Raw genomic sequence first — 24778 nt, forward strand, 5'->3', positions numbered from 1 at the left:
GGGCGGTGAGTGATGCGGCGGGGGGGGATGGCGTCACGGTGGTACACCTGGAGCCGTGAACGAACCCCTTGATGTGGCCAAGCTGCAGCGCCGGCTGGCCGAGTTCGCCGCCGCACGCAACTGGCAGCCGTATCACACGCCGAAGAACCTGGTCGCCGCGCTCAGCGTCGAGGCTTCCGAGCTGGTGGAGATCTTCCAGTGGCTGACGCCGGAGGAGTCGGGGCGGGTCATGGACGACGCGGATACCGCGGCGCGGGTGACCGATGAGGTCGCGGATGTGCTGGCGTATCTGCTGCAGCTGTGCGAGGTGCTCGGGATCGATCCGTTGGCGGCGTTGGACGCGAAGATCGACCGGAACGAGCGGAGGTTTCCGGCGCCGTAGGGAAGGACGGCGTCCGTTTTTACTCTCTGTGTTCATTCGGCGGTCCGTAGCCGAAAAGTTGTCCCCAGATTTCCGTCTTCCTCTGGCTTTTCGTCTCAGAGGCCTTCACTCTGGGTAGTGGACAAGGGAGTTCGGGCGGACGCGTGGGCAGCGCGTCGGGACAGACGGGGACTGCGGATGGACGCGGTGCGGCTGATCGTGACGAGCAGGCGGGCGCTGGCGGGGAGCAGGGGTGCGCCGGAGATCATGACCGAGGTGTGGCAGGCACAGGCCCTGGCTCAGGCGATAGGGAGTCGGCTCGCGGTGTTCGGCCCACCTGAACTACGGGGTGAGGCACTGGGGTTGACGGAGCTGGCAGGGAGAGGCTGTGGGGTCCTTCAGGCGCCGGATCTGGCGGACGGGGACTTACGCGCGGCCCAGCTCACGGAGCTGGGCGATGCGCGACAGGCGCTGATGCATCTGGGCAGCCTCCTGGGGGAGGTCGGGATCGCACTCGTCGGTATGGCCAGCTCCGCGGATGACGAAGCGACGTACTGGCAGTGCATGGAGGCGATCGACGCGGCGGACGAGTCTCGGGATCGGGTGCTGGAGATGCTGCGCAGACTGGCGGATCGGGATCAGGTGTTGCCGGAGAGGGAGGCGGGGTAGCGTCCGCTGGTTGGGCCGGGATGCCTGCGGCGGCCTGTTGCTGTCCGGTGGGGGTGCGTGTAGCGCCTGCGGTTCGGTGGGTGGGCCGTGGGCGACTGCCGGTCCGTTCAGTCGCGGGCAGTCGTGCCGCTGGGGCGGCTCCCGACCCAAAGAAGGGCGGCACCCCGTCAGCGCCGGGCTGCGCGACCCACCCCCGCCCAGCCGCGACGCCGGGCGACCCGGCAAGCAGGCGGTACCTGTGACTCGGCCCAGCCCCCCGCCGCGAGCAGACGGACCGTCAGCCGGTCTCCCCGTCCTGCAGCTGGCCGCGTCCGGGTCCCCCGGTCGACTGCAGATCCGCGTCCAGGGCCGACAGGTCCGCGTTCAGGGCCGCCATCAGCTCCTCCATCTGCTGGAGCAGTCCTTTCGGCTGGCCGGTGCCGCCGCCCTGCTGTGGCGGGAAGTTCTCGGACATGACGGCCTCCTCGGCCTACGGCCCCGATGGAAGTGGGCCGACACGGTGACGCTCCGGCGGTCGACGGCCGCAGCGGGGGCCGGGCGGTCCGGCTCCGATCGAGCCAACGATCACCGTCGAAGCCGGTCACTGGCCCGGGCACAGGGCGGCAACGGCGTAGACGGAATTCACCCGACCGTGGCTGCGCAGGGCAGGGGGACCGGTTCGGGCGACCGGCGTCATGGCGTGCAGGATGGAGGTATGGATCTTCGCATCTTCACCGAGCCCCAGCAGGGCGCGACCTACGACACCCTCCTCACCGTGGCGAAGGCCACCGAGGACCTCGGCTTCGACGCCTTCTTTCGGTCGGACCACTATCTGAAGATGGGTTCCGGGGACGGCCTCCCCGGCCCCACCGACGCCTGGATCACGCTCGCCGGCCTCGCGCGGGAGACCAAGCGGATCCGTCTCGGGACCCTGATGACCGCCGGCACCTTCCGGCTGCCCGGCGTGCTCGCCATCCAGGTTGCCCAGGTCGACCAGATGTCCGGCGGCCGTGTCGAACTCGGCCTGGGGACAGGGTGGTTCGAGGAGGAGCACCAGGCGTACGGCATCCCGTTCCCGAAGGAGAAGTTCGGGCGGCTGGAGGAGCAGCTCGCCATCGTCACGGGGCTGTGGGCGACCGAGGTCGGTGAGACCTTCGACTTCCACGGGAAGTACTACGACCTCAGCGAGTCGCCCGCTCTGCCCAAGCCCGCCCAGGACCGGATTCCCGTTCTGATCGGCGGGCATGGTGCCACCCGTACTCCGCGGCTGGCCGCCAGGTACGCCGATGAGTTCAACATGCCGTTCGGCTCGATCGAGGACAGCGAGCGGCAGTTCGGGCGTGTGCGGGCCGCCGCCGAGGAGGCCGGCCGCAAGGGGGACGACGTCGTCTACTCCAACGCCCTTGTCGTGTGCGTCGGAAAGGACGACCAGGAGGTCGCCCGCCGTGCCGCCGCGATCGGACGTGAGGTGGACGAGCTGAAGCTCAACGGGCTCGCCGGATCTCCGGACGAGGTCGTCGAGAAGATCGGCCGGTACCAGGAGATCGGGTCGCGGCGGATCTATCTCCAGGTTCTCGACCTGGCCGACCTGGACCACCTCGAGCTCATCTCCTCCCAGGTCCAGTCGCAGCTGTCGTAGGCCACGCTGCCGGCGGGGCCACGCAGTCCTCCTTTCCACGGGTGCGATGGTGTGCCGTGGAATTGGAATTGCCGAGGACTTACCGTTCTCGGACATTTGTCTCTCCATTCTCCGGTCTTCAGTGACCGGTGTTTTCACGGCCCCCGGCGGCCGGTGAATTCCTGCGCTCTTCAACACCGTTGATATCGGCGGTCGGGCCCTGCCCCCGGCCCGCCGGTATTTCCTCAGCCGCCGACCAGGGTGCCGGCGTCGCAGCCCGTGGAATTCTCCATTCCCGCTGCACAGCCCAGGCAGGGACCGCCGGCAGCGAAAAATGCCTGCCTACGGCCGGGCGGCGGGCTGTACGTTGTGGTGTCCGCAGTTCAGACCACATTCGAGGCAACCACCGTGTTCCTGACGATCAGTACCACCGGCACCCCGGAACGCCCGGCCACCGATCTCGGCTTCCTGCTGCACAAGCACCCTGAGAAATCGCAGGCGTTCTCCACCTCCTACGGAAAGGCGCACGTCCTCTACCCAGAGGCGGACGCCGAGCGCTGCACGGCGGCGCTGCTGCTGGAGGTCGATGCGGTGGCACTGGTCCGGCGCGGCAAGGGCAAGGGCCGGGGCGGCGCGCCCGACGCGGCGCTCGCGCAGTACGTCAACGACCGCCCGTACGCGGCCTCGTCGCTGCTCGCCGTGGCGCTGAGCGCCGTCTTCTCCAGCGCGATGCGGGGTGTCTGCAACGCCCGGCCCGAGCGCGCCACGCAGCCGCTGCCCCTGCGTATCGAGGTGCCCGCGCTGCCGGCCCGAGGCGGACCGGAGCTCGTACGACGGCTCTTCGAACCGCTCGGCTGGGCGGTGACCGCCGAGCCCGTGCCGCTGGACACCGAGTTCCCGCAGTGGGGCGATTCGCGCTACGTCCGTCTCGTCCTGGAGTCGGAGGCGCTGACCCTCGCCGAGGCCCTGCGCCACCTCTACGTCCTGCTTCCCGTCCTCGACGACGCCAAGCACTACTGGGTCGCCTCCGACGAGGTCGACAAGCTGCTGCGGGCCGGTGAGGGCTGGCTGCCGGACCACCCGGAGCAGAAGGTGATCACCAGCCGGTATCTGTCGCGCCGCTGGTCGCTGACCCGGGAGGCGATGGAGCGGCTGGAGCTCGTGCGGCTCGCGGAGGCCGACGACAGCGAGGTCGAGGACATCGACAACGCGGTCGAGGCGGAGAGCGAGGCCGAGGAGAAGCCGACCCCGCTCGCCGTGCAGCGCCGGGACGCGATCCTGGCCGCGCTCAAGGCGTCCGGCGCCGCGCGCGTGCTCGATCTCGGCTGCGGACAGGGCCAGTTGGTGCAGGCGCTGCTCAAGGACCCGGCGTACACCGAGATCGTGGGCGTAGATGTGTCGATGCGGGCGCTGACGATCGCCGGGCGGCGGCTGAAGCTGGACCGGATGGGGGAGCGGCAGGCCTCGCGCGTGCAGCTCTTCCAGAGCTCCCTCGCCTACACCGACAACCGGCTCAAGGGCTACGACGCCGCCGTGCTCAGCGAGGTCATCGAGCACCTCGACCTGCCGCGGCTGCCCGCCCTGGAGTACGCGGTGTTCGGCTCCGCCCGGCCACGGACCGTCCTCGTGACCACCCCGAACGTCGAGTACAACGTCCGCTGGGAGAGCCTCCCCGCCGGCCACGTCCGGCACGGCGACCACCGCTTCGAGTGGACGCGCGAGGAGTTCCGGGCCTGGGCGGAGGCGGTCGCCGAACGGCACGGGTACGGCGTGGAGTTCGTGCCCGTGGGGCCCGACGACCCGGAGGTGGGGCCGCCCACCCAGATGGCCATGTTTGAGATGAGCACAGCCGACATGAGCACGGCCGCCACGAAGAAGGACACGAACGACGCGAACGACAAGGAGGCGAAGGTCGCATGAGCGAGACCACCCAGACACCCCAGGGACGGGTCCTGCCCGTCACCGACCTCTCCCTCGTCGTGCTCATCGGCGCCTCCGGCTCCGGCAAGTCCACCTTCGCCCACCGGCACTTCAAGTCCACCGAGGTCATCTCCTCCGACTTCTGCCGCGGCCTGGTCTCCGACGACGAGAACGACCAGAGCGCGACGAAGGACGCCTTCGACGTCCTGCACTACATCGCGGGCAAGCGCCTGGCCGCCGGCCGCCGTACGGTCGTCGACGCCACCAGCGTGCAGCAGGACGCCCGCAAGCAGCTGATCCAGCTCGCGAAGCAGTACGACGTGCTGCCCATCGCCATCGTGCTGGACGTCCCGGAGGAGGTGTGCGCCGAGCGCAACGCCGCACGCACCGACCGGGCCGACATGCCGCGCCGCGTCATCCAGCGGCACATCCGCGAACTGCGCCGGTCGATACGGCACCTGGAGCGCGAGGGCTTCCGCAAGGTGCACGTCCTGCGCGGTGTGGAGGACGTCGAGAACGCCACCGTCGTCACCGAGAAGCGCTTCAACGACCTGACCCACCTCACCGGCCCCTTCGACATCATCGGCGACATCCACGGCTGCGCCTTTGAGCTGGAGACGCTGCTGGGCAAGCTGGGCTACGTCGACGGCGCGCACCCGGACGGCCGTACCGCCGTCTTCGTCGGCGACCTCGTCGACCGCGGCCCTGACAGCCCGGGCGTGCTGCGCCGCGTCATGTCGATGGTGAAGTCGGGCAACGCGCTGTGCGTGCCGGGCAACCACGAGAACAAGTACGGGCGTTACCTCAAGGGCCGCAAGGTCCAGCACACGCACGGACTCGCCGAGACCATCGACCAGATGGAGGGTGAGAGCGAGGCGTTCCGGGCCGAGGTACGGCAGTTCATCGACGGGCTGGTCAGCCACTACGTCCTCGACGACGGGCGGCTGGTGGTCTGCCACGCCGGTCTGCCCGAGAAGTACCACGGGCGTACGTCGGGCCGGGTCCGCTCGCACGCGCTGTACGGCGACACCACCGGGGAGACCGACGAGTTCGGCCTGCCGGTGCGCTACCCGTGGGCGGAGGACTACCGAGGCCGCGCGGCTGTGGTGTACGGCCACACACCGGTCCCGGAGGCCACATGGCTGAACAACACCATCTGCCTGGACACCGGTGCCGTCTTCGGCGGCAAGCTGACCGCGCTGCGCTGGCCGGAGCGGGAACTGGTCGACGTACCGGCCGAGCAGGTCTGGTACGAGCCGGCGAAGCCGCTGCGGACGGAGGCACCCGGCGGACACGACGGGCGGCCGCTCGACCTCGCGGACGTGCACGGGCGCAGGGTCGTGGAGACGCGGCACGCCGGCCGGGTGTCCGTCCGTGAGGAGAACGCGGCCGCGGCCCTGGAGGTCATGAGCCGCTTCGCGGTCGACCCGCGCCTGCTGCCGTACCTCCCGCCGACCATGGCACCGACGGCGACGTCGCACATCGAGGGCTACCTGGAGCACCCGGCCGAGGCCTTCGCGCAGTACGCGGCGGACGGCGTCGAGCGGGTCGTGTGCGAGGAGAAGCACATGGGGTCGCGCGCGGTGGCCCTGGTGTGCCGGGACGCGGAGGTCGCGCGCAGGAGGTTCGGGGTCGACGGCCCCACCGGGTCGCTGTACACCCGTACCGGTCGCCCCTTCTTCGACGACGAGTCGGTGACGGAGACGATCCTGGAGCGGGTCCGTGCCGCTGCCACCGAGGCCGGTCTGTGGGCGGAGCTGGAGACGGACTGGCTGCTGCTGGACGCCGAGCTGATGCCGTGGTCGCTGAAGGCGCAGGGCCTGTTGCGCTCGCAGTACGCGGCGGTCGGCGCCGCCTCCGGGGCTGCGTTCCCCGGTGCGCTGGCCGCGCTGGAGGGCGCCGCGGCGCGCGGCATCGACGTGTCGGACCTGCTGGCACGCCAGCGCGAACGGGCCTCGGACGCCGCCGCGTTCACCGAGGCGTACCGCCGCTACTGCTGGACGACGGACGGCCTGGACGGCGTACGCCTGGCCCCCTTCCAGGTCCTGGTGGTCCAGGGCCGCAGCCTCGCCGCCCTCCCGCACGACGAGCAGCTCGCGCTCCTCGACCGGCTGGTGGAGCACGACGGCACCGGCCTGCTCCAGACCACCCGGCGCCTCTACGTCGACACCGGCGACCCGGAGTCGGTCCAGGCCGGCGTCGACTGGTGGCTGGAGATGACGGGCCGCGGCGGCGAGGGCATGGTCGTCAAGCCGCTCGGTGCTGCCGTCCGGAGCTCACAGGGGCGGCTGGTACAGCCCGGCATCAAGTGCCGGGGCCGCGAGTACCTGCGGATCATCTACGGTCCGGAGTACACGCGCCCGGACAACCTGGCCCGGCTGCGGCAGCGGTTCCTCAACCACAAGCGGTCCCTCGCCATCCGCGAGTACGCGCTGGGGCTGGAGGCCCTGGACCGGCTGGCCGAGGGTGAGCCGCTGTGGCGGGTGCACGAGGCCGTGTTCGGGGTGCTGGCGCTGGAGTCGGAGCCGGTGGACCCGCGGCTGTGACGCGAGGGGCGGTGCGGCCGGGAGCGGTCGCCGCTGATCAGCAGACCAGCCGCAGCCGCTCCCGGCACACGCCCACCCGGAGGGTCTGACCCCAGGTCAGCTCCACCGCGTCCGTCTCCATCCCGTCCCCGAAGGCGACCAGCCGCTCGGACTCGACGGTGAGGTGGAGACGGGTCGCGGCGGTGAGTTCCCCGGCCACCCGTGAGGTACCGGTGGCCGGGGACGGCCAGGCCTCCCGTACGAACCACAGCAGGCGCTCCTCCGTCGGGGAGGGCAGCCGCAGCTGCCTGCCCCCACTCTCGGCTTCGCTCGAGCGGGGGCACCCCCATCGCTCCTGCCACACCGACCGGATCCATCCGGTCGCCCCCGTCCCGGTGCCGATCAGCACCCCGGACGAGGCCTGGGCCTCGACGACACCCCCGTCGTCCTCCAGGCCCAGGCGGTATCGGGCCGTCCGGTGTCCGGCGGCGCCCAGGTAGATCTCGTTGAGCGCCACCAGGCGCTGCGTGTCGTCGGCGACGGCCTCGACCATGGTGAGTTCGTCGAAGTCACCCCTTCCGGATTGCGTGGACACGAACAACTTGGCTGCGTCCCCGGGCCGGTGGCGCACCAGGACGCCCGGGTTGCGGCCGGGGTCGGTGTCGATGCCCAGCACCGGCTGTCCGTCGAGGTACTTGGCGACGTTCGCCACCAGGCCGTCCTGCCCGACCACGACCACGACGTCCTCGGGGGCGAACAGAAAGCGGTCCAGGTCGGCCCGTTCGACCCGGGTCTGACGCCAGGTCAGGGGGATCGCCGAGGTGACCTCCGTCAGCGCCTGGCGCGTCCGGCGGTGGCGTTCGGCGACCTCCTTGATGTCGCGGCCACGGGAGGCGAGGAAGAAGGCGGCCTGGCCGTGCGTGCCGTGCCGGGCCACCAACTCCTCGTACTCCGTGGTGCGATGGACGAGGACGACCCGGGGTGCGAGACTCACGCCTGTTCCTGCGTACCGAGCCGGGCGAGCAGGCCCGTCAGCACGTCCGGCGACACCGTGATGCTGTCGATCCGCGGCAGGTTCTCCGCCAGCCGTGTCCCGGTGAGCGCGTGCAGCGTCGCCACGTCCACCTCCGCGTGCACCCGCAGCCAGGCGGCCTGCGCCTGCGCCCGCGCCGCACCGACCTCGCGGGCGCCCTCGGCCTCCGCCCGGGCCAGCCGTACGGAGCGGGTGGCCTCCGCCTCGGCGAGCCGTACCGTGCGGGCCGCCTCCGCCTCGGCCCTGACCGCGTCGGCGGCGGCCTGCTCCTCGGCCTCCCGCCGCGCGTTCGTCCCCCGCTGGTCCACCAACTGCTCCTCGCGGCGGGCGAGTTCGATCTGGCTGGCCAGTTCGTTCTCGGCGATCGCGCGCTCCCGCTCGACGGCCACGGCCCGTCGCTCGTAGGTCGCCCGGTCCGCCTCCTGCTGGATCTGTTCGCGGGCCGGCGTGCGCAGGGCGCGCTCTACCTCGGGTTCCGGGCGCAGCGCCATGACGCGTACGGCGACGACCTCGATGCCGGTCGCCGGGAGGCGGGGCTCGGCGGCCAGGCCCGCCGCGATCCTCTCCCGCACCGCCGTCACGCCGTCGACCAGTGCCGCCGACAGTGGCGTACGGGCCAGGACGTCCAGCGCGTGCTGCTGGGCCGTCTCCGTCAGAAGCGTCCCGAGCTGCTCCAGCGGGGCGCCCCGCCAGGCACCCGTGTCCGGGTCGACGGAGAAGTCCAGGCGTGTCGCGGCCACGGCGGGATCGCTGATCCGGTAGGTGACCGTCGCCTGTACGGCCACGTCCTGGAAGTCGGACGTACGGGCATGGAAGGTCATCGCCAACTCCCGGTCGTCGACCGGCACTTCGGACAGTGCGGCGGTCAGGGAGCGGAACCAGAAGCTCAGCCCCGGTCCGTCGTGCACCAGCCGGCCGGAGCGGTGGTGGCGGATGTGTGCCGTCGGAGCGCCCCGCAGATGGCGCCACCCCAGGCGCCGGGTGATGTCGGCCATGAGACCCCCTCGTTCACTGGCTCCCCATTTTCGTCATGCAGACGATAATTGTGAAGCCTGCTTGTCGTCAAGAGGACGAAAACGGAAACGGTCGAGTAGGGGGTGAACCCGGTCGTCGATGGTCAGGATGGAGACATGGCATTCCATGTCGACTCCGAGGCCGGGCGGCTGCGCCGCGTCATCCTGCACCGGCCGGATCTGGAGCTCAAAAGGCTCACCCCCAGCAACAAGGACGCGCTGCTCTTCGACGACGTGCTGTGGGTGCGCCGGGCGCGCGCCGAGCATGACGGGTTCGCCGACGTCCTGCGCGACCGCGGGGTCGCCGTCCACCTCTTCGGCGACCTGCTCACCGAGGCCCTGGAGATCCCGGCGGCCAGGAAGCTCGTCCTGGACCGGGTCTTCGACGAGAAGGAGTACGGGGTGCTCGCCACCGACCATCTCCGTGCGGCCTTCGAGGGCCTGCCCTCAGGGGAGCTGGCCGAGGCCCTCGTCGGCGGCATGACCAAGCGGGAGTACCTGGAGGTGCACCCCGAGCCGACCTCCGTGCGCTTCCATGTCATGGAGCTCGACGATTTCCTCCTCGCGCCCCTCCCCAATCACCTCTTCACCCGTGACACCTCCGCCTGGATCTACGACGGCGTCTCCGTGAACGCCATGCGCTGGCCGGCGCGGCAGCGTGAGACGGTCCACTTCGAGGCGATCTACCGGCACCACCCGCTGTTCCGTGACGAAACGTTCCACGTCTGGTCCGAGGGGCAGGCCGACTACCCCTCCACCATCGAGGGCGGGGACGTCCTCGTCATCGGCAGCGGCGCGGTCCTCATCGGGATGAGCGAACGGACCACACCCCAGGCCGTCGAGATGCTCGCGCACAAGCTGTTCGCCGCCGGATCGGCCCAGACGATCGTGGCCCTCGACATGCCCAAGCGGCGCGCCCTCATGCACCTCGACACCGTGATGACGATGGTCGACGGCGACGTCTTCACCCAGTACGCCGGGCTCGGCATGCTCCGCTCGTACACCATCGAACCGGGCGCCGGCGACAAGGAGCTGAAGGTCACCGACCATCCGCCGGAGCACATGCACCGCGCGATCGCCGCCGCCCTCGGCCTCAGCGAGATCCGCGTCCTGACCGCTACCCAGGACGTCCATGCGGCCGAGCGCGAGCAGTGGGACGACGGCTGCAATGTGCTGGCCGTCGAGCCGGGTGTCGTCGTCGCCTATGAGCGGAACTCCACCACCAACACCCATCTGCGCAAGCAGGGCATCGAGGTGATCGAGATTCCGGGGAGCGAGCTGGGCCGGGGGAGGGGCGGGCCGCGCTGTATGAGCTGTCCGGTCGAGCGGGAGGCTGTGTAGGCCGGCTGTGCAGGCCGGCTGTGCACGGCGACCGTATAGAAATGCTGATGGTCGTATAGACTTCCAAAGTCCCTGTTCTCGTACCTCTGGAGCGCCCCCATGGCGACTGTCCCGACCGCCCTCGCCGGCCGCCCCTTCCTCAAGGAGCTCGACTTCACCGAGCAGGAGTTCCGCGGGCTGATCGAGCTGGCCGCCGAGCTCAAGGCCGCCAAGAAGGCCGGGGCCGAGACGCAGTACCTGCGGGGCAGGAACATCGCGCTGATCTTCGAGAAGACCTCGACGCGCACGCGCTGCGCGTTCGAGGTCGCGGCCGCCGACCAGGGCGCCTCGACGACGTATCTCGACCCGTCCGGCTCGCAGATCGGCCACAAGGAGTCTGCGAAGGACACCGCGCGCGTGCTGGGGCGGATGTACGACGGGATCGAGTACCGCGGGGACAGCCAGGCGAAGGTGGAGGAGATGGCCGCGCACGCCGGCGTGCCCGTCTACAACGGCCTGACCGACGACTGGCACCCCACCCAGATGCTCGCCGACGTGCTGACGATGACGGAGCACAGCAACAAGCCGCTCAAGGAGATCGCCTTCGCCTACCTCGGCGACGCCCGCTTCAACATGGGCAACTCCTACCTGATCACCGGCGCCCTGCTCGGCATGGACGTACGGATCGTCGCGCCCAAGGAGTACTGGCCCTCCCAGGAGGTCGTCGATCGGGCCCGCACGCTCTCCGAGACCAGCGGCGCCCGCATCAGCCTCACCGAGAAGGTCGACGAAGGTGTCCTCGGCGCCGACTTCGTCGCCACCGACGTCTGGGTCTCCATGGGTGAACCCAAGGAGGTCTGGGACGAGCGGATCACTGCGCTCGCCCCGTACGCCGTGACCATGGACGTGCTGCGCGCCACCGGGAACCCGGACGTCAAGTTCCTGCACTGCCTGCCGGCCTTCCACGACCTCGGCACGAAGGTCGGGCGCGAGATCTTCGAGAGCCACGGGCTGGAGTCGCTGGAGGTCACGGACGAGGTCTTCGAGTCTGAGCACTCGGTGGTCTTCGACGAGGCGGAGAACCGGATGCACACGATCAAGGCGGTTCTGGTCGCGACGCTGGCTTGAGTGGCGGGGATGTGCCGTAGGGGCGCGCCTGTGTTGCGGACTGCCGGCTGTATGTGGTTGATCGCGCCCGCGCGGCGGTAGCCGCATATTCAATACAGCCCCGCGCCCCGCAGGGGGTTTACGTCGGACGGCGTTGAGCGGGTACGACCGGCAGCCTGAACCACACCGCCTTGCCCGAGTCCGTCGGGCGGTGGCCGCAGGACGAGCTCAGGGCGCGGATCAGCAGCAGGCCGCGGCCGTGCTCCTGCCAGGGGTCGGGGTCGCCGTCGGCGGGCCGGGTCAGATTGCCGGGCGGTGCCGGGTCCGGGTCATGCACCTCGACCTGGCAGCCGGACGGCAGCAGCTCCACCACCAGCTCTATCGGGCCGTCCCCTGCGGTGTGCTCCACGGCGTTCGCGACCAGTTCCGCCGTGAGCAGCTCCGCGGTGTCCCTGTCGGCGGCATGCTCCAGCTCGGCCAGCGCCGTCCGGACCAGTGCGCGGGCGACGGGCACGGCCGCGACGGTGTGCGGCAGTGCGATGTGCCAGGAGGCGGAGGCTGCGGGGCGATCTTGCAAGGTGGGTCCGTTCATGAGCAGGCTGTCCTGCTTTCAACCTTCTGAATGGTACGGCGCCACCCGGCAGAGGCGTCCGACGGGCACCGTTCGGGACCTTCGGCCCCGACTGCTGGGCGGCTTACCCGGGTGAACGGCCGGCCTCGCACGGCTGATCCCGCCGTTACGGGGATGTCGACGAGCCGTGACGGATGTGACGAGGTCAGGTCACACGCCGGGTTGTCGCGCGGTCGGGCTATCGGGCTATTGCGCACTCGTGACGACAGTCAAAGTTAGGTGATAGCTTCGAAGGTAGAGCTCGAAGGGTAGAGCTCAGTGAGCCAGTGCCCGCCGTCCGCCCGAGGAGGCCGCACGTCATGAGTCCCTTCACCGGCTCCGCCACCCGCACCCCGGACTGGGAGCACCTGCGGGTCGAGCGCGCCGACGGGGTCGCCACCGTCACCCTCGCCCGCCCCGAGAAACTCAACGCGCTCACCTTCGGCGCCTACGCCGACCTGCGCGATCTGCTCGCCGAGCTGTCCCGGGAGCGGGCGGTACGGGCCCTGGTGCTGGCCGGCGAGGGCCGCGGCTTCTGCTCCGGCGGCGACGTCGACGAGATCATCGGCGCGACCCTGTCCATGGACACCGCCCAGCTTCTCGACTTCAACCGGATGACCGGGCAGGTCGTGCGGGCCGTACGGGAGTGCCCGTTCCCGGTGATCGCGGCGGTGCACGGGGTGGCCGCCGGGGCCGGTGCCGTACTGGCACTCGCGGCCGACTTCCGGGTCGCCGACCCCACCGCCCGCTTCGCGTTCCTCTTCACCCGGGTGGGCCTGTCCGGCGGCGACATGGGCGCGGCCTATCTGCTGCCGAGGGTCGTCGGCCTGGGCCACGCCACCCGCCTGCTCATGCTGGGCGAGCCGGTACGGGCACCGGAAGCCGAGCGGATCGGCCTGATCAGCGAGCTGGTGGAGGAGGGGAGGGCGGACGAGGCCGCGGGGGCCCTCGCCCGCCGCCTGGCCGACGGCCCTGCCCTGGCATACGCCCAGACGAAGACGCTCCTGACGGCCGAGCTGGACATGCCGCTGGCGGCAGCGGTGGAGATGGACGCCTCGACACAGGCCCTGCTGATGAACGGCCAGGACTACGCGGAGTTCCACGCGGCGTTCACGGAGAAGCGCCCACCGAAATGGCAGGGGAGGTAGGGATGCTCTCGACCCAGGGGACTGTCCCAAGCCCAGGGGCGCGGGGAACTGCGCGACCAGCCACATCGAACCGGCAGTCGCCAATGATGACCAGCCACCCCCTACGAGTCGCAATCATCGGCGGCGGCCCCGGTGGCCTCTACGCCGCCGCCCTGCTGAAACGCCTCGACCCGTCCCGCGAGGTAACCGTCTGGGAACGCAACGCCCCCGACGACACCTTCGGCTTCGGAGTCGTCCTCTCCGACGAAACCCTCGGCGGCATCGAACACGCCGACCCCGTGGTCTACGCGGCCCTGCAGAAGCACTTCACCCGCTGGGACGACATCGACATCGTCCACCGCAACACCCGCCAAACCTCCGGAGGACACGGCTTCGCGGCACTGGGCAGAAAACGCCTCCTCGAAATCCTGCACGACCGCTGCCACGCCCTCGGCGTAGAGCTCCGCTTCCGCTCCGAGGCCCCCTACCCCGCCTGGCTCGCGGAAACATACGACCTGGTAATCGCCGCCGACGGTGTGCACAGCACCACCCGCGAGGCCTACACCCATGTGTTCCGCCCCCATGTGACCGAACACCACTGCCGCTACATCTGGCTCGCCGCAGACTTCGCCTTCGACGCCTTCCGCTTCGAGATCGCCGAGACCGAACACGGCGTGATGCAACTGCACGGCTACCCGTACGCGGCGGACGCCTCCACCGTGATCGTCGAGATGCGGGAAGAGGTCTGGCAGGCAGCCGGATTCGCGGAACTCGACGAGCAGGAGTCCGTCGAGCACTGCGCCAAGATCTTCGCGGAAGCGCTCCGCGGACGGCCCCTGAAGTCCAACAAGTCGGCGTGGACCACCTTCCGCACCGTCGTCAACGAGCGCTGGTCGCACGACAATGTCGTCCTGCTCGGCGACGCCGCCCACACCGCCCACTTCTCCATCGGCTCCGGCACCAAGCTCGCCGTCGAGGACGCCCTCGCGCTCGCCGCCTGCCTGGAGGAACAGCCGGACATCGCAAGCGCGCTCAGCGCGTACGAGGAGGAGCGCAAGCCCGTCGTCGCCTCCACGCAGCGCGCCGCCCGCGCCAGCCTGGAGTGGTTCGAGAACCTCGGCCTCTACCTCGACCAGCAGCCCCGACAGTTCGCCTTCAACCTCCTCACCCGCAGCCGCCGCGTCACCCACGACAACCTGCGCCTGCGCGACGCCCGCTTCACCGAGGCCGTGGAGCGCGACTTCGGCTGCCCGCCCGGCACGCCCCCGATGTTCACGCCGTTCCGGCTGCGCGGCCTGACCCTGCGCAACCGGGTCGTCGTGTCCCCGATGGACATGTACTCGGCCACGGACGGCGTCCCCGGCGACTTCCACCTGGTCCACCTCGGCGCCCGCGCCCTCGGTGGCGCCGGCCTGGTGATGACCGAGATGGTGTGCGTCAGCCCGGAGGGACGCATCACCCCCGGCTGCGCGGGCCTCTACACCGGCAAACAGGGGGAGGCCTGGCGGCGGATCGTCCAGTTCGTGCACGCACAGGCACCCGGCACCGCCATCGGCGTGCAGCTCGGCCACAGCGGGCGCAAGGGCTCGACCAAGCTGATGTGGGAGGGCATCGACGCGCCCCTGGAGGACGGCAACTGGCCACTCGTGGCCCCGTCCCCGATCCCCTACAAGCAGTACAGTCAGACCCCGCGCGAGCTGACCCGCGCCCAACTCACCGATGTCCGCGAGCAGTTCACGGCAGCCGCCTGGCGTGCCGCCCGGGCCGACTTCGACCTCCTCGAACTGCACTGCGCGCACGGCTACCTGCTCTCCGGCTTCCTTTCCCCGCTCACCAACCTCCGCACGGACGCCTACGGCGGCTCCCTCGACAAACGGCTCCGCTTCCCACTGGAGGTCTTCGACGCCGTACGGGGCGTATGGCCCGAGGAACGGCCCATGACCGTCCGTATCTCCGCCACCGACTGGGCCGAAGGTGGCACGACCGCCGAGGACGCCGTCGAGATCGCCCGCGCCTTCGCCGCGCACGGCGCCGACGCGATCGACGTCTCGACCGGGCAGGTCGTGGCCGACGAGCAGCCGGAGTACGGGCGGTCGTACCAGACGCCGTACGCGGACCGGATCCGTCACATCACCGGCCTTCCGGTGATCGCCGTCGGCGCGATCTCCTCCTGGGACGACGTCAACTCCCTGATCCTGGCGGGCCGTACGGACCTGTGCGCCCTCGCCCGCCCCCACCTGTACGACCCGCACTGGACGCTGCACGCCGCGGCCGAGCAGGGCTACGACGGACCGGGCGTCGTCTGGCCGGCCCCGTACCGGGCGGGCAGCCGCCGCCCGCAGACGGGACGCACGGACGCCCCCAAGCCCCGCCTGACGCTCGGGACTTGAGGGTATACGCGCCACCCGTGAGGGAGGCTTTCTACAGGTTGACCATCTGTTCCGTTAGTGGCGCATGGTGTGCCCGTGGTGGCCCGTGATGGGCCGCCCGGTCACAGGCCCGCGAACACGGCCCCCGCGTCCCGCAGGCGTTCGTGCAGTCCCCGGAAGACGGCCGCCGAGCGGGCGCCCGGCCAGTCCTCGGGCAGCAGCCGGGCGGGCAGGCCGGGGTCGGTGTAGGGGAGGTGGCGCCAGGAGTCCAGGGCGAGGAGGTAGTCGCGGTAGGCCTCCTCGGGCGGGGTGTCGTGCCGGCACTCCCAGTCGTGCAGCACGCGAGCGTGGCGGTCGAGGAACGCCTCGTGCTCCTTGGCGATCGCGGCCAGGTCCCACCAGCGGGCGACGGCGTCGACGGTCGGCGCGAAGCCGAGGTGCTCGCCGCGGAAGAAGTCGACGTATCCCTCCAGACGCAGCCGCTGGAGCGTGTGCCGGGCCTCCTCGTAGAGCTGTGCCGGCGCGATCCACACGCCCGGAGCCGCCGTCCCGAAGCCGAGCCCGGCCAGCCGGGAGCGCAGCACATGCCGCTTCTGCCGCTCCGACTCCGGCACCGAGAACACCGCGAGCACCCAGCCCTCGTCGGCGGGCGGCGCGGTGGAGTAGATGCGCCGGTCGCCGTCGTCGAGCAACTGGCGGGCGTCCGGCGACAGTTCGTACCCCGCCGCGCCCTGCGCCGTACGGGCCGGCAGCAGCAGCCCGCGCCGCTTCAGCCGCGAGACCGAGGAACGCACGGAAGGAGCGTCCACGCCGACCGCGGCCAGCAGTCTGATGAGCTCGGCGACCGGCACCGGGCCGGGCATATAGCGGCCGTAGGCGCCGTAGAGCGTGACGATGAGAGACCGTGGTGCATGCTGGTCGGACACGTTGATCATCTTAGGTCGTACGGATCACTGCTGGTCACCCTGCGGGTCACCACTCGCGCGCAGCCGGAAACGCTGGAGCTTGCCGGTCGCGGTGCGCGGCAGCGCGTCCAGGAAGACGATCTCGCGTGGACACTTGTAGGGCGCCAGCTCGCCCTTGACGAACGTGCGCAGTGCCTCCGTGTCCCGTCGCGCACCTTCCCTGAGCACCGCGTATGCCACCACGACCTGGCCGCGCGCCTCGTCGGGCCGCCCCACCACCGCCGTCTCCAGCACGTCCGGATGGCGCAGCAGGGCCTCCTCGACCTCCGGGCCCGCGATGTTGTAGCCGGCCGAGATGATCATGTCGTCCGCGCGGGCTACATAGCGGAAGTAGCCGTCACTCTCCCGGACGTAGGTGTCGCCCGTGATGTTCCAGCCGTGGCGCACGTACTCCCGCTGCCGGGGGTCGGCGAGATAGCGGCAGCCGACCGGCCCGCGCACGGCGAGCAGCCCCGGCTCACCGTCGGGTTGTTCCCGGCCCCCGTGGTCGACCACGCGCGCGTGCCACCCCGGTACCGGCACCCCTGTGGTGCCGGGCCTGATGTGTTCGTCGGCCGCGGAGATGAAGATGTGCAGCAGCTCGGTGGCGCCGATGCCGTTGATGATGCGCAGGCCGGTCCGGTCGTGCCAGGCCTGCCAGGTGGCGGCGGGCAGGTTCTCGCCCGCGGAGACACAGCGGCGCAGTGAGGTGATGTCGTGCGAGTCGAGCTCGTCGAGCATCGTGCGGTAGGCCGTCGGCGCGGTGAACAGCACGGACACCCGGTGCTCGGCGATCGCGGGCAACAGCTGCTTGGGGCCGGCCTGTTCGAGGAGCAGGGCGCTGGCGCCGGCCCGCATCGGGAAGATGACGAGCCCGCCGAGGCCGAAGGTGAAGCCGAGCGGGGGACTGCCGGCGAAGACATCGCCCACATGGGGGCGCAGCACATGCTCCGCGAAGGTGTCGGCTATCGCGAGCACATCCCGGTGGAAGTGCATACAGCCCTTGGGCCGTCCGGTGGTGCCGGAGGTGAAGGCGATGAGCGCGACGTCGTCGGCCGCGGTGTCGACGGCGGGGTACGGCGCGTCGGGCGCCGGGCGGTGCAGCAGGTCGTCGGGGGCGTCACCGCCGTACGTCGCGATCCGCAGCCCCGGGATCTCGGCCTTGGCGAGGTCGTCGACGGCCCGGACGTCGCACAGCGCGTGCCGCACCTGGGCGATCTCGCACATGGTCCGCAGCTCGTGCGGCCGCTGCTGGGCCAGCACGGTGACGGCGACCGCGCCGGCCTTCAGCACCGCCAGCCAGCAGGCGGCCAGCCACGGTGTGGTCGGGCCGCGCAGCAGCACCCGGTTGCCCGGGACGACGCCGAGATCGCCGGTGAGCAGATGTGCGAGCCGGTCGACGCGGGCGCGCAGTGTGCCGTACGTCCATGTGGCCCCGGCCGGGGTGTGGAACACGGGCCGCTCGTCGTCAGGGCCGTCGAGCAGTTCGGCGGCTGCGTTGAGCCGATCGGAGTAGCGCAGCTCCGGAAGCTCGAAGTGGAGCTCGGGCCACTGGTCGGGCGGTGGCAGATGCTCGCGGGCGAAGGTGTCGACGTGGGCGGAGCGGTGCAGACCGGCCATGGCGGTTCGCCCCCTTGCCGTGTGGGCTGCCTTGTGGGCGTGGTGCTTCTGGGCTCGTGGTGGGCTCGCACAGGGAGCGTATCGTGTTGGTGACGACAGTCAATGGTGCGCGATATCGTCGAGGAGGTCCGTCGGGAGCGTCCGTCGCGGACGGCTCCGCAGGGAGGTCGGCAATGCCCGCATTCTCACTCGATCCGCCGCAAACCGCATGGTGTGCCGAACTGCGCACCCTGGCCGCAGAACGACTGCGCCCGCTCGCGGAGAAGGGCGAACCCGGGCACGTCAACCGTCCGCTGGTCGCCGAACTCGGTCAACTGGGGTTGCTGGAACGGCTGTTCACCTCGGGCGCCGTCGACCTGTGCCTGATGCGGGAGTCCCTGGCCTACGCCTGCACGGAGGCGGAAACGGCCCTCGCCCTGCAGGGGCTGGGCGCCCATCCGGTCCATGCCCACGGCACCCCGGCCCAACGTGAGCGCTGGCTGCCCCGGGTGGCCGAGGGGAGCGCGGTGGCGGCCTTCGCGCTGAGCGAGCCGGGGGCCGGGTCGGACGCGGCGGCGCTGGAGCTGCGGGCGGAACGGGAGGCCTCGCGGCCGGGAGAGTCGGGAGGGCCGGGGGTGCCAGGGGAGCCGGGAGGCCCGGGAGAACCGGGGGAACCCGGGGGATCCCCGGCCGCCTCACTCGCCGCCGAGCCCGACGGCCCCGCCCGCTGGCGGCTCACCGGCGAGAAGTGCTGGATCTCCAACGCCCCCGAGGCCGACTTCTACACCGTGTTCGCCCGCACCACCCCCGGCGCCGGCGCCCGTGGTGTCACCGCCTTCCTGGTCCCGGCCGACCGTCCCGGCCTCACCGGAGTGGGCCTCGACATGTTGTCCCCGCACCCCATCGGCAGCCTCACCTTCGACGCCGTCCCCGTCACCGCCGCCGACATGCTCGGTGAGGCCGACCGCGGCTTCCGCGTCGCGATGGGCACCCTCAACCTCTTCCGGCCCAGTGTCGGAGCCTTCGCCGTCGGCATGGCGCGGGCGGCCCTGGACGCGACTCTCACCCACACCGCCCAACGGGACGCGTTCGGCGGCAAGTTGAAGGACCTTCAGACGGTCGCCCACCAGGTCGCCGAGATGGCCCTGCGTACGGAGGCCGCCCGTCTCATGGTGTACGCGGCGGCGACGGCGTACGACGAAGGCGCCCCGGACGTCCCGAAGCGCGCCGCGATGGCGAAGCTGCTCGCCACCGAGACCGCGCAGTACGTCGTCGACAAGGCCGTCCAACTCCACGGCGCCCACGCCCTGCGCTGCGGTCACCTGCTCGAACACCTCTACCGCGAGGTGCGGGCCCCACGCATCTACGAGGGCGCCAGCGAGGTCCAACGCGGCATCATCGCCAAGGAGTTGTACGCGGACATGGAGGCCGGCCAGTGAGCACCGAGCGCGTCAACCCGCCCGACCTCTCCCCGCCCACCGGCTTCTCCCACGCGGTCGTCGCCACCGGCTCACGGGTCGTCTTCCTGGCCGGTCAGACCGCCCTCGACGCCGACGGCAAGGTGACCGGCGGCACCCTGCCCGAGCAGTTCGAGCGGGCCCTGGCCAATCTGCTGGCCGCGCTCGACGCCGCCGGCGGCAGGGCCGCCGACCTCGCCCGGGTCACGGTCTACGCCACGGACGTCGCCGCGTACCGCGCCCAGGTCGCCGAACTCGGCCGTATCTGGCGCCGGTTGGCGGGCCGCGACTATCCGGCGATGGCGGTCGTCGAGGTCGTACGCCTGTGGGACGAAGCGGCGATGGTGGAGCTCGACGGCTTCGCCGTACTGCCGTAGGTCGTGCTCACGCCGCCATGGCGAGCCGCGCGGTCGGCACCCGGTGCGGTGCGACGACGCTGCCGTCGGGCAGCAGTTCACCGCTGTCGTCGAACACGATCGCGCCGTTGCAGAGCAGGCTCCAGCCTTGCTCGGGGTGTGCGGCCACCACATGGGGGGCTCGACCATGGGAGGAAGGGCACGAAGGCTGGTGGGAACACATGGCGCACCTCCACAGTGGGCGGACGAGCCGTGTGGGTCGTCCATATGGGTAGACCATGCTCCCGTGGCGAACTCATCGGAACGGCCCCACGTGAACCGTGACAACACGCGGACAACTCTCTGACCGATCCACGAAGGTCGGGGCGGACTCGCCACCGAAGGGGTGACGGTCACGCCCATGGGCGCACCCGCCAGGTACCAGTGGATGGCCCCACTCCGATTATCCGGGAGGTCATCCCATGCCCCTGCGCCCCGCTCTCGCCACCGCCGCCGGCGCCGTCCTGCTCCTGCTGGTCGCCGCCCCGTCGGCCCCCGCCGCCTCCGCGGCCCCCACCCCCAAGGAGACCGTGACAGTAGACGACACGGGCCGTATCGCCGCGGACGGCACCGTCACCCTGTCCGGCACCTACCGCTGCGCCGACACCACGGGGCCGGCGTTCGTGAGCTCCACCATCGGCCAGAGGTCCTCCGGCCTCCGGCACGGCATCGGCGGCACCCTCGCCGTGTGCGACGGCAAGGAGCACAGCTGGAAGAACACGGGCAAGCCCTACACGGACAGTTCCTCGGGCCCCCTCGAGGCCGGCAAGGCGTACGTCGAGGCCACCATCGTCGAACTCCACCCCGTGGGCGGCCTGCCCCTGCCCCGCTTCCACGCTCTGCAGGACAAGCAGGACATCACTCTGACCAAAATCTGAACCCGACGTCCCTGCGGGGCTCGCACCTTCAGGGACACGACATCACCGCGTCGGGCGGGGCCCCCGGGCCCTGCCCCACGCCGCCAGGGTCCGTGAGTCTCTGGCCTGGGAATACATCGAGGCCCCGCTACTCTCCGTGAAGAGTGGCGGGGCCTCGGTCGAGCGAGACTTCAGCTGGCGAGTCGTCAGATGTCCCGGAAGAGACCAGGGAGGCCCGTGACCTGCCGCGATAGGTGGCCGATGGTTGCTGAGCTGCGCGAATGACCTTTCGACTGTTTCACGCTCGTGCCGGTTGGTGGGGGCCACCACTGGTCCAGGGCCCTTCACACCGGAGGGCCCTGCACCATGCCCGCAGCGGACAACGGGCAGAACGAAACCCCATCCATAACCCTGTCTCCGACCGTCACCGCGGCGTCCGGTCACCCTGCAGGGCACGCCGCTGAAGGGCCAGGCTTTCGAAGCTCCGTCAGCTCGGAGTGTGCCCTTGTTGAGGTGCGTCGGCTGTGCGGTCGCCGACCTGTGCGGGGAGGAGGGGCTCCCGGGCCGTCTCACGTCGAAGTGCGTGGGTGATGGCGCGCGCCTCGATGCCCGCCTGGCGAAGGACACCTGTGAGGGGATTGGTGTATCCGGCGAAGTACAGGCGCGGGGCTGCGGGATGGGTCTGTGCCCCTACGGCGAGGGGTTGCCCGGCTTCGTCGAGTACGCCCAGGGACCCGACGAGGTCGTGCAGGTCGGGCCGGTAGCCGGTGGCTGCGATGACCGTGTCGGGTCGCAGTCGGGTGCCGTCGGCCAGTAACACCTCGGGGCCGTCGAACGCCTGGACGGCAGCGACCGGCTCGACCCGCCCGGACCGGACGGCGTCGACGAAGCCGTGGTCGAGTACGGGGTTGACGCCTTCGCGGGCGTTGCGGGTGTACAGGCCCGTGCGGGGCCGCGGCAGTCCCCGTGAGGTCAGGTCGGGCACCGCGAGACGCTGCGTGAGCAGGGAGGTGCGGTCGCGCCACGCCAGTGGGAGGGCCTCCGTCAGCCGGCCGACCGCATGCCAACGGGCGCTGGAGCGGGGCAGGATGTTGGGTGGCGTACGGACCGCGATCCGTACCCGCCCGGCTCCGGCCCCGGCCAGGACACTTGCGATCTCGGTACCGCTGTTGCCGGCGCCGACCACCAGGACATGCTGCCCGCGGTAGGGGGCCGGAGAGCGGTAGTGGGCCGAGTGCAGCAGGGTGCCGGTGAAGGTCGAACGCCCGGGCCACTGGGGGAGGTTCGGGATGCGGCAACGGCCGGTGGCCACCACGACCGCCCCCGTGGACACCGGACCGTCGGGGGTGCGGACCAGCCACCGGGCGCCCGAAGCGGGCTCGGCCCGTTCGAGGCGTTGCACCGGGGTGCTCACCCGGACCTGGAGTCGGTGATGGGCGACGTAGTCCTCCAGGTATCGCACATAGTCGTCCCGGCTCACCCATGGGCCCGCCTGGCGCGGCACTGGCAGGCCGGGGAGTTTCGAGGTGCCAGGGGTGGTGTGCAGTCTCAGATGGTCGTAGCGCTGCGCCCAGCTCCATCCGACTCGGTCCGACCGTTCCAAAATCACGGCCGGTACTCCGGAGCGGCGCAGTAGCGCGGCGACCGCCAGGCCGTGGGGACCGGCTCCGATCACGATCGTGGGCGTGTGGAAGTCTGGCTGTGGTGTCGGAGGCATCGGCTTCTACAACGGCAGACCGCGGCTCACGTCACGCTCGACGGGAAGGCACGAGCCTCTGGAGCGGCGATGCCGACTGTTCGCCGGAACAGCGGGTGGCCGCCGTTACACCGGCGGCACGGACTCGTTGAACACCGGGCAGCAGCGCGCCTGCCTTGTGCAGGGAGCCGCCCAGGGCCCGGATCCTCCGGCCGAGCGTGGCTGAGCAGCCATGAGCCGGAGAGGCCAGGGGACACGAGCGTGCGCGGCCCGGCCTCTCCGGCGGGCTCTGGGCCGGCTCGCTACACCTGTCCGGTCTTTCGAGGGGCTCATGTGCAGGCAGTAACGACGCGCCGCCACCTTCCGCGGCTGCGGATCAGCGGAGTCTGCAAGGCGTACGGCGGCAAACAGGTCCTGCGCGACGTCGACCTTGATGTGCCCGCCGGGACGCTGGTGGGAGTCGTCGGCGAGAACGGGGCAGGCAAGAGCACGCTGCTGCGGATCGCCGTGGGACACCTCGAACCCGACCGCGGAACGGTGACACGGACCGGGGCGGTGGGGTACTGCCCGCAACGAGCGGTACTGAACGATGCGTTCACCGTCGGACAGCATCTGCGGTTGTTCCAGATGGCCTACCGGCTGCCGACGCAGGAACGCGCCGCCGAGCTGATGGAGCTGATGGCGCTGACCGGCTGCCGACGACAGCGAGTCGGCGAACTCAGTGGCGGAACGCGGCAGAAGCTGAACCTGCTGATCGCTCTCATGCACGATCCGCAGCTGCTGGTCCTGGACGAGCCCTACCAGGGCTTCGACTGGGACACCCATCAGCGGTTCTGGACCCTGGCCGCCTGCCTGCGTGATCAGGGCTGTTCGATCATCGTGGTGTCGCACCTGCTGCACGACCAGCACCACTTCGACGCGATCGCTCACCTGCGCCAGGGCCGTCTGCACTTTGAGGAGACCGACCGTTGAGGCTCACTTGGACGGCATTCACCGAACTGCTGCGCTGCACTCTGCTGGGCCACCTGCGCAACCGGCTGGCCTTGGCTCTGGCGGTCGCGTTCATCCCGCTCTGGATCGCCGTGGCACGCCTGTGCACCTCCGACGCAGTCGTGCGCATCCGGCTCGACGCCATCAGTGCCTCCGTCTCCGTCCCGGCGAGCCGGGTGGCCCAGGTGGCCAGCGCGCTGGGCGCCGTCACCATGGTCGCCGGCTTCGTCACCTTCACGGAGACCTTCCAGTCCCGGCAGATGGACCGCCGTCTGCTGCTGGCCGGCTACCCCCGGCTTCCGATGCTGCTGGCCAAACTCGCCGCCGTCGCCCTTACCGCCGCCCTGCTGGCCCTCTACACCACGATTCTGCTGTGGATCTCCCTGCCCGTGCACCACGCGGTTCCCCTGGGACTGGCCCTTGCAGGCGCGGGCCTCGCCTACGGCGGCATCGGCCTTCTGCTCGGCTCGCTGGTCCGCGGCGAGTTGGAGGGCTTCTTCCTCATCATCATGCTCAGCCTGGTCGACACCGGCCTGCAGAACCCCGTCTTCAACACACTCATGGATGTGGCAGGCGTGTCCGCCTTTCCTCTGTACGGCGTGAACCAACTGGCGCTGAGCTCAGCCCTGACCCCACACATCCCCTGGTCCCACGGCCTGCTCTCCCTCACCTGGTCCGCGGCGTCCGGCGCCCTGGCCCTGCTCGTCCTCCACACGCACCGCCCTTCCCGCTCCCCGGTGTCCCGCAGGACAGGGGTCCGGGCAGGGTGATCGCTGTCGTGCTGCGATGACCGCATGCCAGCGCGGGCTGCTCGTCGGGAAGACGCGGCTGTGGCACGGACTGTGCAGGGTTCCATCCGACCGGATGAGGTCCAGGAGATGAGCACGCAGCCGTGCGCTGGCGGGGCATGCGCGCGGCATCCGGGGGTCAGTTCCTCCACCACTTCCGCGCCCGGGCCACCCGGCCCGGGCGGCCCGGGCGGCCTGGGCGCGGACGACTTGAGGCAGCCTGGCTGTCTCCTTCGCAGAGAGGGATGCCGGTCGGTCATGACGCTCCGAGTGCCCGCAGGCGCTGCAGCGAGCCGCAAATCGTCTCTGACCTGCACCTTTCCGGACACCGCTCGGGCCGACATCTGCTCGATGACGCATCACGTGGGATGCGCGGCGACCGGAAGCCTTCGGGCCCGGCC

The 24778-nt window shown here is 70.7% G+C and carries 22 protein-coding genes; 14 read left to right on the plus strand and 8 right to left on the minus strand.

Annotation, left to right across the window (positions count from 1 at the left end; genetic code table 11):
• Window positions 1-55 precede the first annotated feature (55 nt).
• A complete protein-coding gene (locus ADL12_RS38590; protein ID WP_062711822.1) occupies window positions 56-382 on the plus strand; it encodes a nucleotide pyrophosphohydrolase in 327 nt (108 codons plus the stop codon).
• Window positions 383-559: 177 nt separating this feature from the next.
• On the plus strand, window positions 560-1030 hold the full coding sequence (locus tag ADL12_RS38595; RefSeq protein WP_062711826.1) for a DUF6099 family protein: 471 nt from the start codon (window positions 560-562) through the stop codon (window positions 1028-1030).
• A gap of 277 nt (window positions 1031-1307) precedes the next feature.
• Here ADL12_RS38595 and ADL12_RS55215 read toward each other — a convergent pair whose 3' ends face one another.
• The gene (locus tag ADL12_RS55215) at window positions 1308-1484 is read right to left on the minus strand and encodes a hypothetical protein (RefSeq protein ID WP_167364459.1); all 177 of its coding nucleotides are present in this window, start codon (window positions 1482-1484) and stop codon (window positions 1308-1310) included.
• A gap of 240 nt (window positions 1485-1724) precedes the next feature.
• On the opposite strand from ADL12_RS55215, the gene ADL12_RS38600 reads away from it, so the two are divergent.
• From ADL12_RS38600 to ADL12_RS38610, 3 genes are all read left to right on the plus strand, one after another.
• Window positions 1725-2648, plus strand: a complete 924-nt coding sequence (locus ADL12_RS38600; RefSeq protein ID WP_062711829.1) for an LLM class F420-dependent oxidoreductase — start codon at window positions 1725-1727, stop codon at window positions 2646-2648.
• Window positions 2649-3035: 387 nt separating this feature from the next.
• Entirely contained in the window at window positions 3036-4547 is a 1512-nt protein-coding gene (locus ADL12_RS38605) for a 3' terminal RNA ribose 2'-O-methyltransferase Hen1 (RefSeq protein WP_062711832.1), read from the plus strand.
• A complete protein-coding gene (locus tag ADL12_RS38610; RefSeq protein ID WP_062711835.1) occupies window positions 4544-7093 on the plus strand; it encodes a polynucleotide kinase-phosphatase in 2550 nt (849 codons plus the stop codon). Before ADL12_RS38605 ends, ADL12_RS38610 begins: the two co-directional genes overlap by 4 nt.
• A 37-nt stretch (window positions 7094-7130) precedes the next feature.
• On the opposite strand, the gene ADL12_RS38615 is transcribed toward ADL12_RS38610, so the two are convergent.
• The gene (locus ADL12_RS38615) at window positions 7131-8066 is read right to left on the minus strand and encodes a diacylglycerol kinase catalytic domain-containing protein (RefSeq protein ID WP_062711838.1); all 936 of its coding nucleotides are present in this window, start codon (window positions 8064-8066) and stop codon (window positions 7131-7133) included.
• A complete protein-coding gene (locus tag ADL12_RS38620) occupies window positions 8063-9100 on the minus strand; it encodes an SPFH domain-containing protein (protein WP_062711841.1) in 1038 nt (345 codons plus the stop codon). Before ADL12_RS38620 ends, ADL12_RS38615 begins: the two co-directional genes overlap by 4 nt.
• A gap of 135 nt (window positions 9101-9235) precedes the next feature.
• Between ADL12_RS38620 and ADL12_RS38625 the strand changes: the two genes are divergently transcribed.
• On the plus strand, window positions 9236-10459 hold the full coding sequence (locus ADL12_RS38625; protein WP_062711843.1) for an arginine deiminase: 1224 nt from the start codon (window positions 9236-9238) through the stop codon (window positions 10457-10459).
• 99 nt (window positions 10460-10558) lie between these two features.
• On the plus strand, window positions 10559-11566 hold the full coding sequence (argF, locus tag ADL12_RS38630) for an ornithine carbamoyltransferase (protein WP_062711847.1): 1008 nt from the start codon (window positions 10559-10561) through the stop codon (window positions 11564-11566).
• Window positions 11567-11684: 118 nt separating this feature from the next.
• On the opposite strand, the gene ADL12_RS38635 is transcribed toward argF, so the two are convergent.
• The gene (locus ADL12_RS38635; RefSeq protein WP_062711850.1) at window positions 11685-12137 is read right to left on the minus strand and encodes an ATP-binding protein; all 453 of its coding nucleotides are present in this window, start codon (window positions 12135-12137) and stop codon (window positions 11685-11687) included.
• Window positions 12138-12475: 338 nt separating this feature from the next.
• On the opposite strand from ADL12_RS38635, the gene ADL12_RS38640 reads away from it, so the two are divergent.
• Both ADL12_RS38640 and ADL12_RS38645 read left to right on the plus strand, forming a co-directional pair.
• A complete protein-coding gene (locus ADL12_RS38640) occupies window positions 12476-13303 on the plus strand; it encodes an enoyl-CoA hydratase family protein (RefSeq protein WP_062711853.1) in 828 nt (275 codons plus the stop codon).
• Between the two features lie 2 nt (window positions 13304-13305).
• Entirely contained in the window at window positions 13306-15672 is a 2367-nt protein-coding gene (locus tag ADL12_RS38645; RefSeq protein ID WP_079052505.1) for a bifunctional salicylyl-CoA 5-hydroxylase/oxidoreductase, read from the plus strand.
• A gap of 101 nt (window positions 15673-15773) precedes the next feature.
• Here ADL12_RS38645 and ADL12_RS38650 read toward each other — a convergent pair whose 3' ends face one another.
• Complete coding sequence (locus ADL12_RS38650; protein WP_062711859.1) at window positions 15774-16586, minus strand: PaaX family transcriptional regulator; 813 nt, start codon at window positions 16584-16586, stop codon at window positions 15774-15776.
• Between the two features lie 15 nt (window positions 16587-16601).
• Window positions 16602-18314, minus strand: coding sequence for an AMP-binding protein (locus tag ADL12_RS38655; protein ID WP_208614703.1), 1713 nt, complete (start codon window positions 18312-18314; stop codon window positions 16602-16604).
• A gap of 74 nt (window positions 18315-18388) precedes the next feature.
• On the opposite strand from ADL12_RS38655, the gene ADL12_RS38660 reads away from it, so the two are divergent.
• A complete protein-coding gene (locus ADL12_RS38660; protein ID WP_062711862.1) occupies window positions 18389-19633 on the plus strand; it encodes an acyl-CoA dehydrogenase family protein in 1245 nt (414 codons plus the stop codon).
• Entirely contained in the window at window positions 19630-20028 is a 399-nt protein-coding gene (locus ADL12_RS38665) for a RidA family protein (protein ID WP_062711866.1), read from the plus strand. Before ADL12_RS38660 ends, ADL12_RS38665 begins: the two co-directional genes overlap by 4 nt.
• A 7-nt stretch (window positions 20029-20035) precedes the next feature.
• Here ADL12_RS38665 and ADL12_RS38670 read toward each other — a convergent pair whose 3' ends face one another.
• Entirely contained in the window at window positions 20036-20230 is a 195-nt protein-coding gene (locus ADL12_RS38670) for a DUF5999 family protein (RefSeq protein ID WP_062711868.1), read from the minus strand.
• 238 nt (window positions 20231-20468) lie between these two features.
• Here ADL12_RS38670 and ADL12_RS38675 point away from each other — a divergent pair, with 238 nt between their 5' ends.
• Window positions 20469-20924, plus strand: coding sequence for a DUF6299 family protein (locus tag ADL12_RS38675; RefSeq protein WP_062711871.1), 456 nt, complete (start codon window positions 20469-20471; stop codon window positions 20922-20924).
• Between the two features lie 466 nt (window positions 20925-21390).
• Here ADL12_RS38675 and ADL12_RS38680 read toward each other — a convergent pair whose 3' ends face one another.
• Window positions 21391-22578: a flavin-containing monooxygenase gene (locus ADL12_RS38680; RefSeq protein ID WP_063806787.1), complete on the minus strand. Its 1188-nt coding sequence runs from the start codon at window positions 22576-22578 to the stop codon at window positions 21391-21393.
• 354 nt (window positions 22579-22932) lie between these two features.
• On the opposite strand from ADL12_RS38680, the gene ADL12_RS38685 reads away from it, so the two are divergent.
• Window positions 22933-23571, plus strand: coding sequence for an ABC transporter ATP-binding protein (locus tag ADL12_RS38685; RefSeq protein ID WP_079052506.1), 639 nt, complete (start codon window positions 22933-22935; stop codon window positions 23569-23571).
• Window positions 23568-24359 carry a hypothetical protein gene (locus ADL12_RS38690; protein ID WP_062711879.1) on the plus strand — a complete coding sequence of 264 codons (792 nt, stop codon included), beginning with the start codon at window positions 23568-23570 and terminating at the stop codon, window positions 24357-24359. Before ADL12_RS38685 ends, ADL12_RS38690 begins: the two co-directional genes overlap by 4 nt.
• Window positions 24360-24778: the final 419 nt, after the last annotated feature.

It is taken from the genome of Streptomyces regalis (assembly GCF_001509475.1).
Taxonomy (GTDB): Bacteria; Actinomycetota; Actinomycetes; order Streptomycetales; family Streptomycetaceae; genus Streptomyces; species Streptomyces regalis.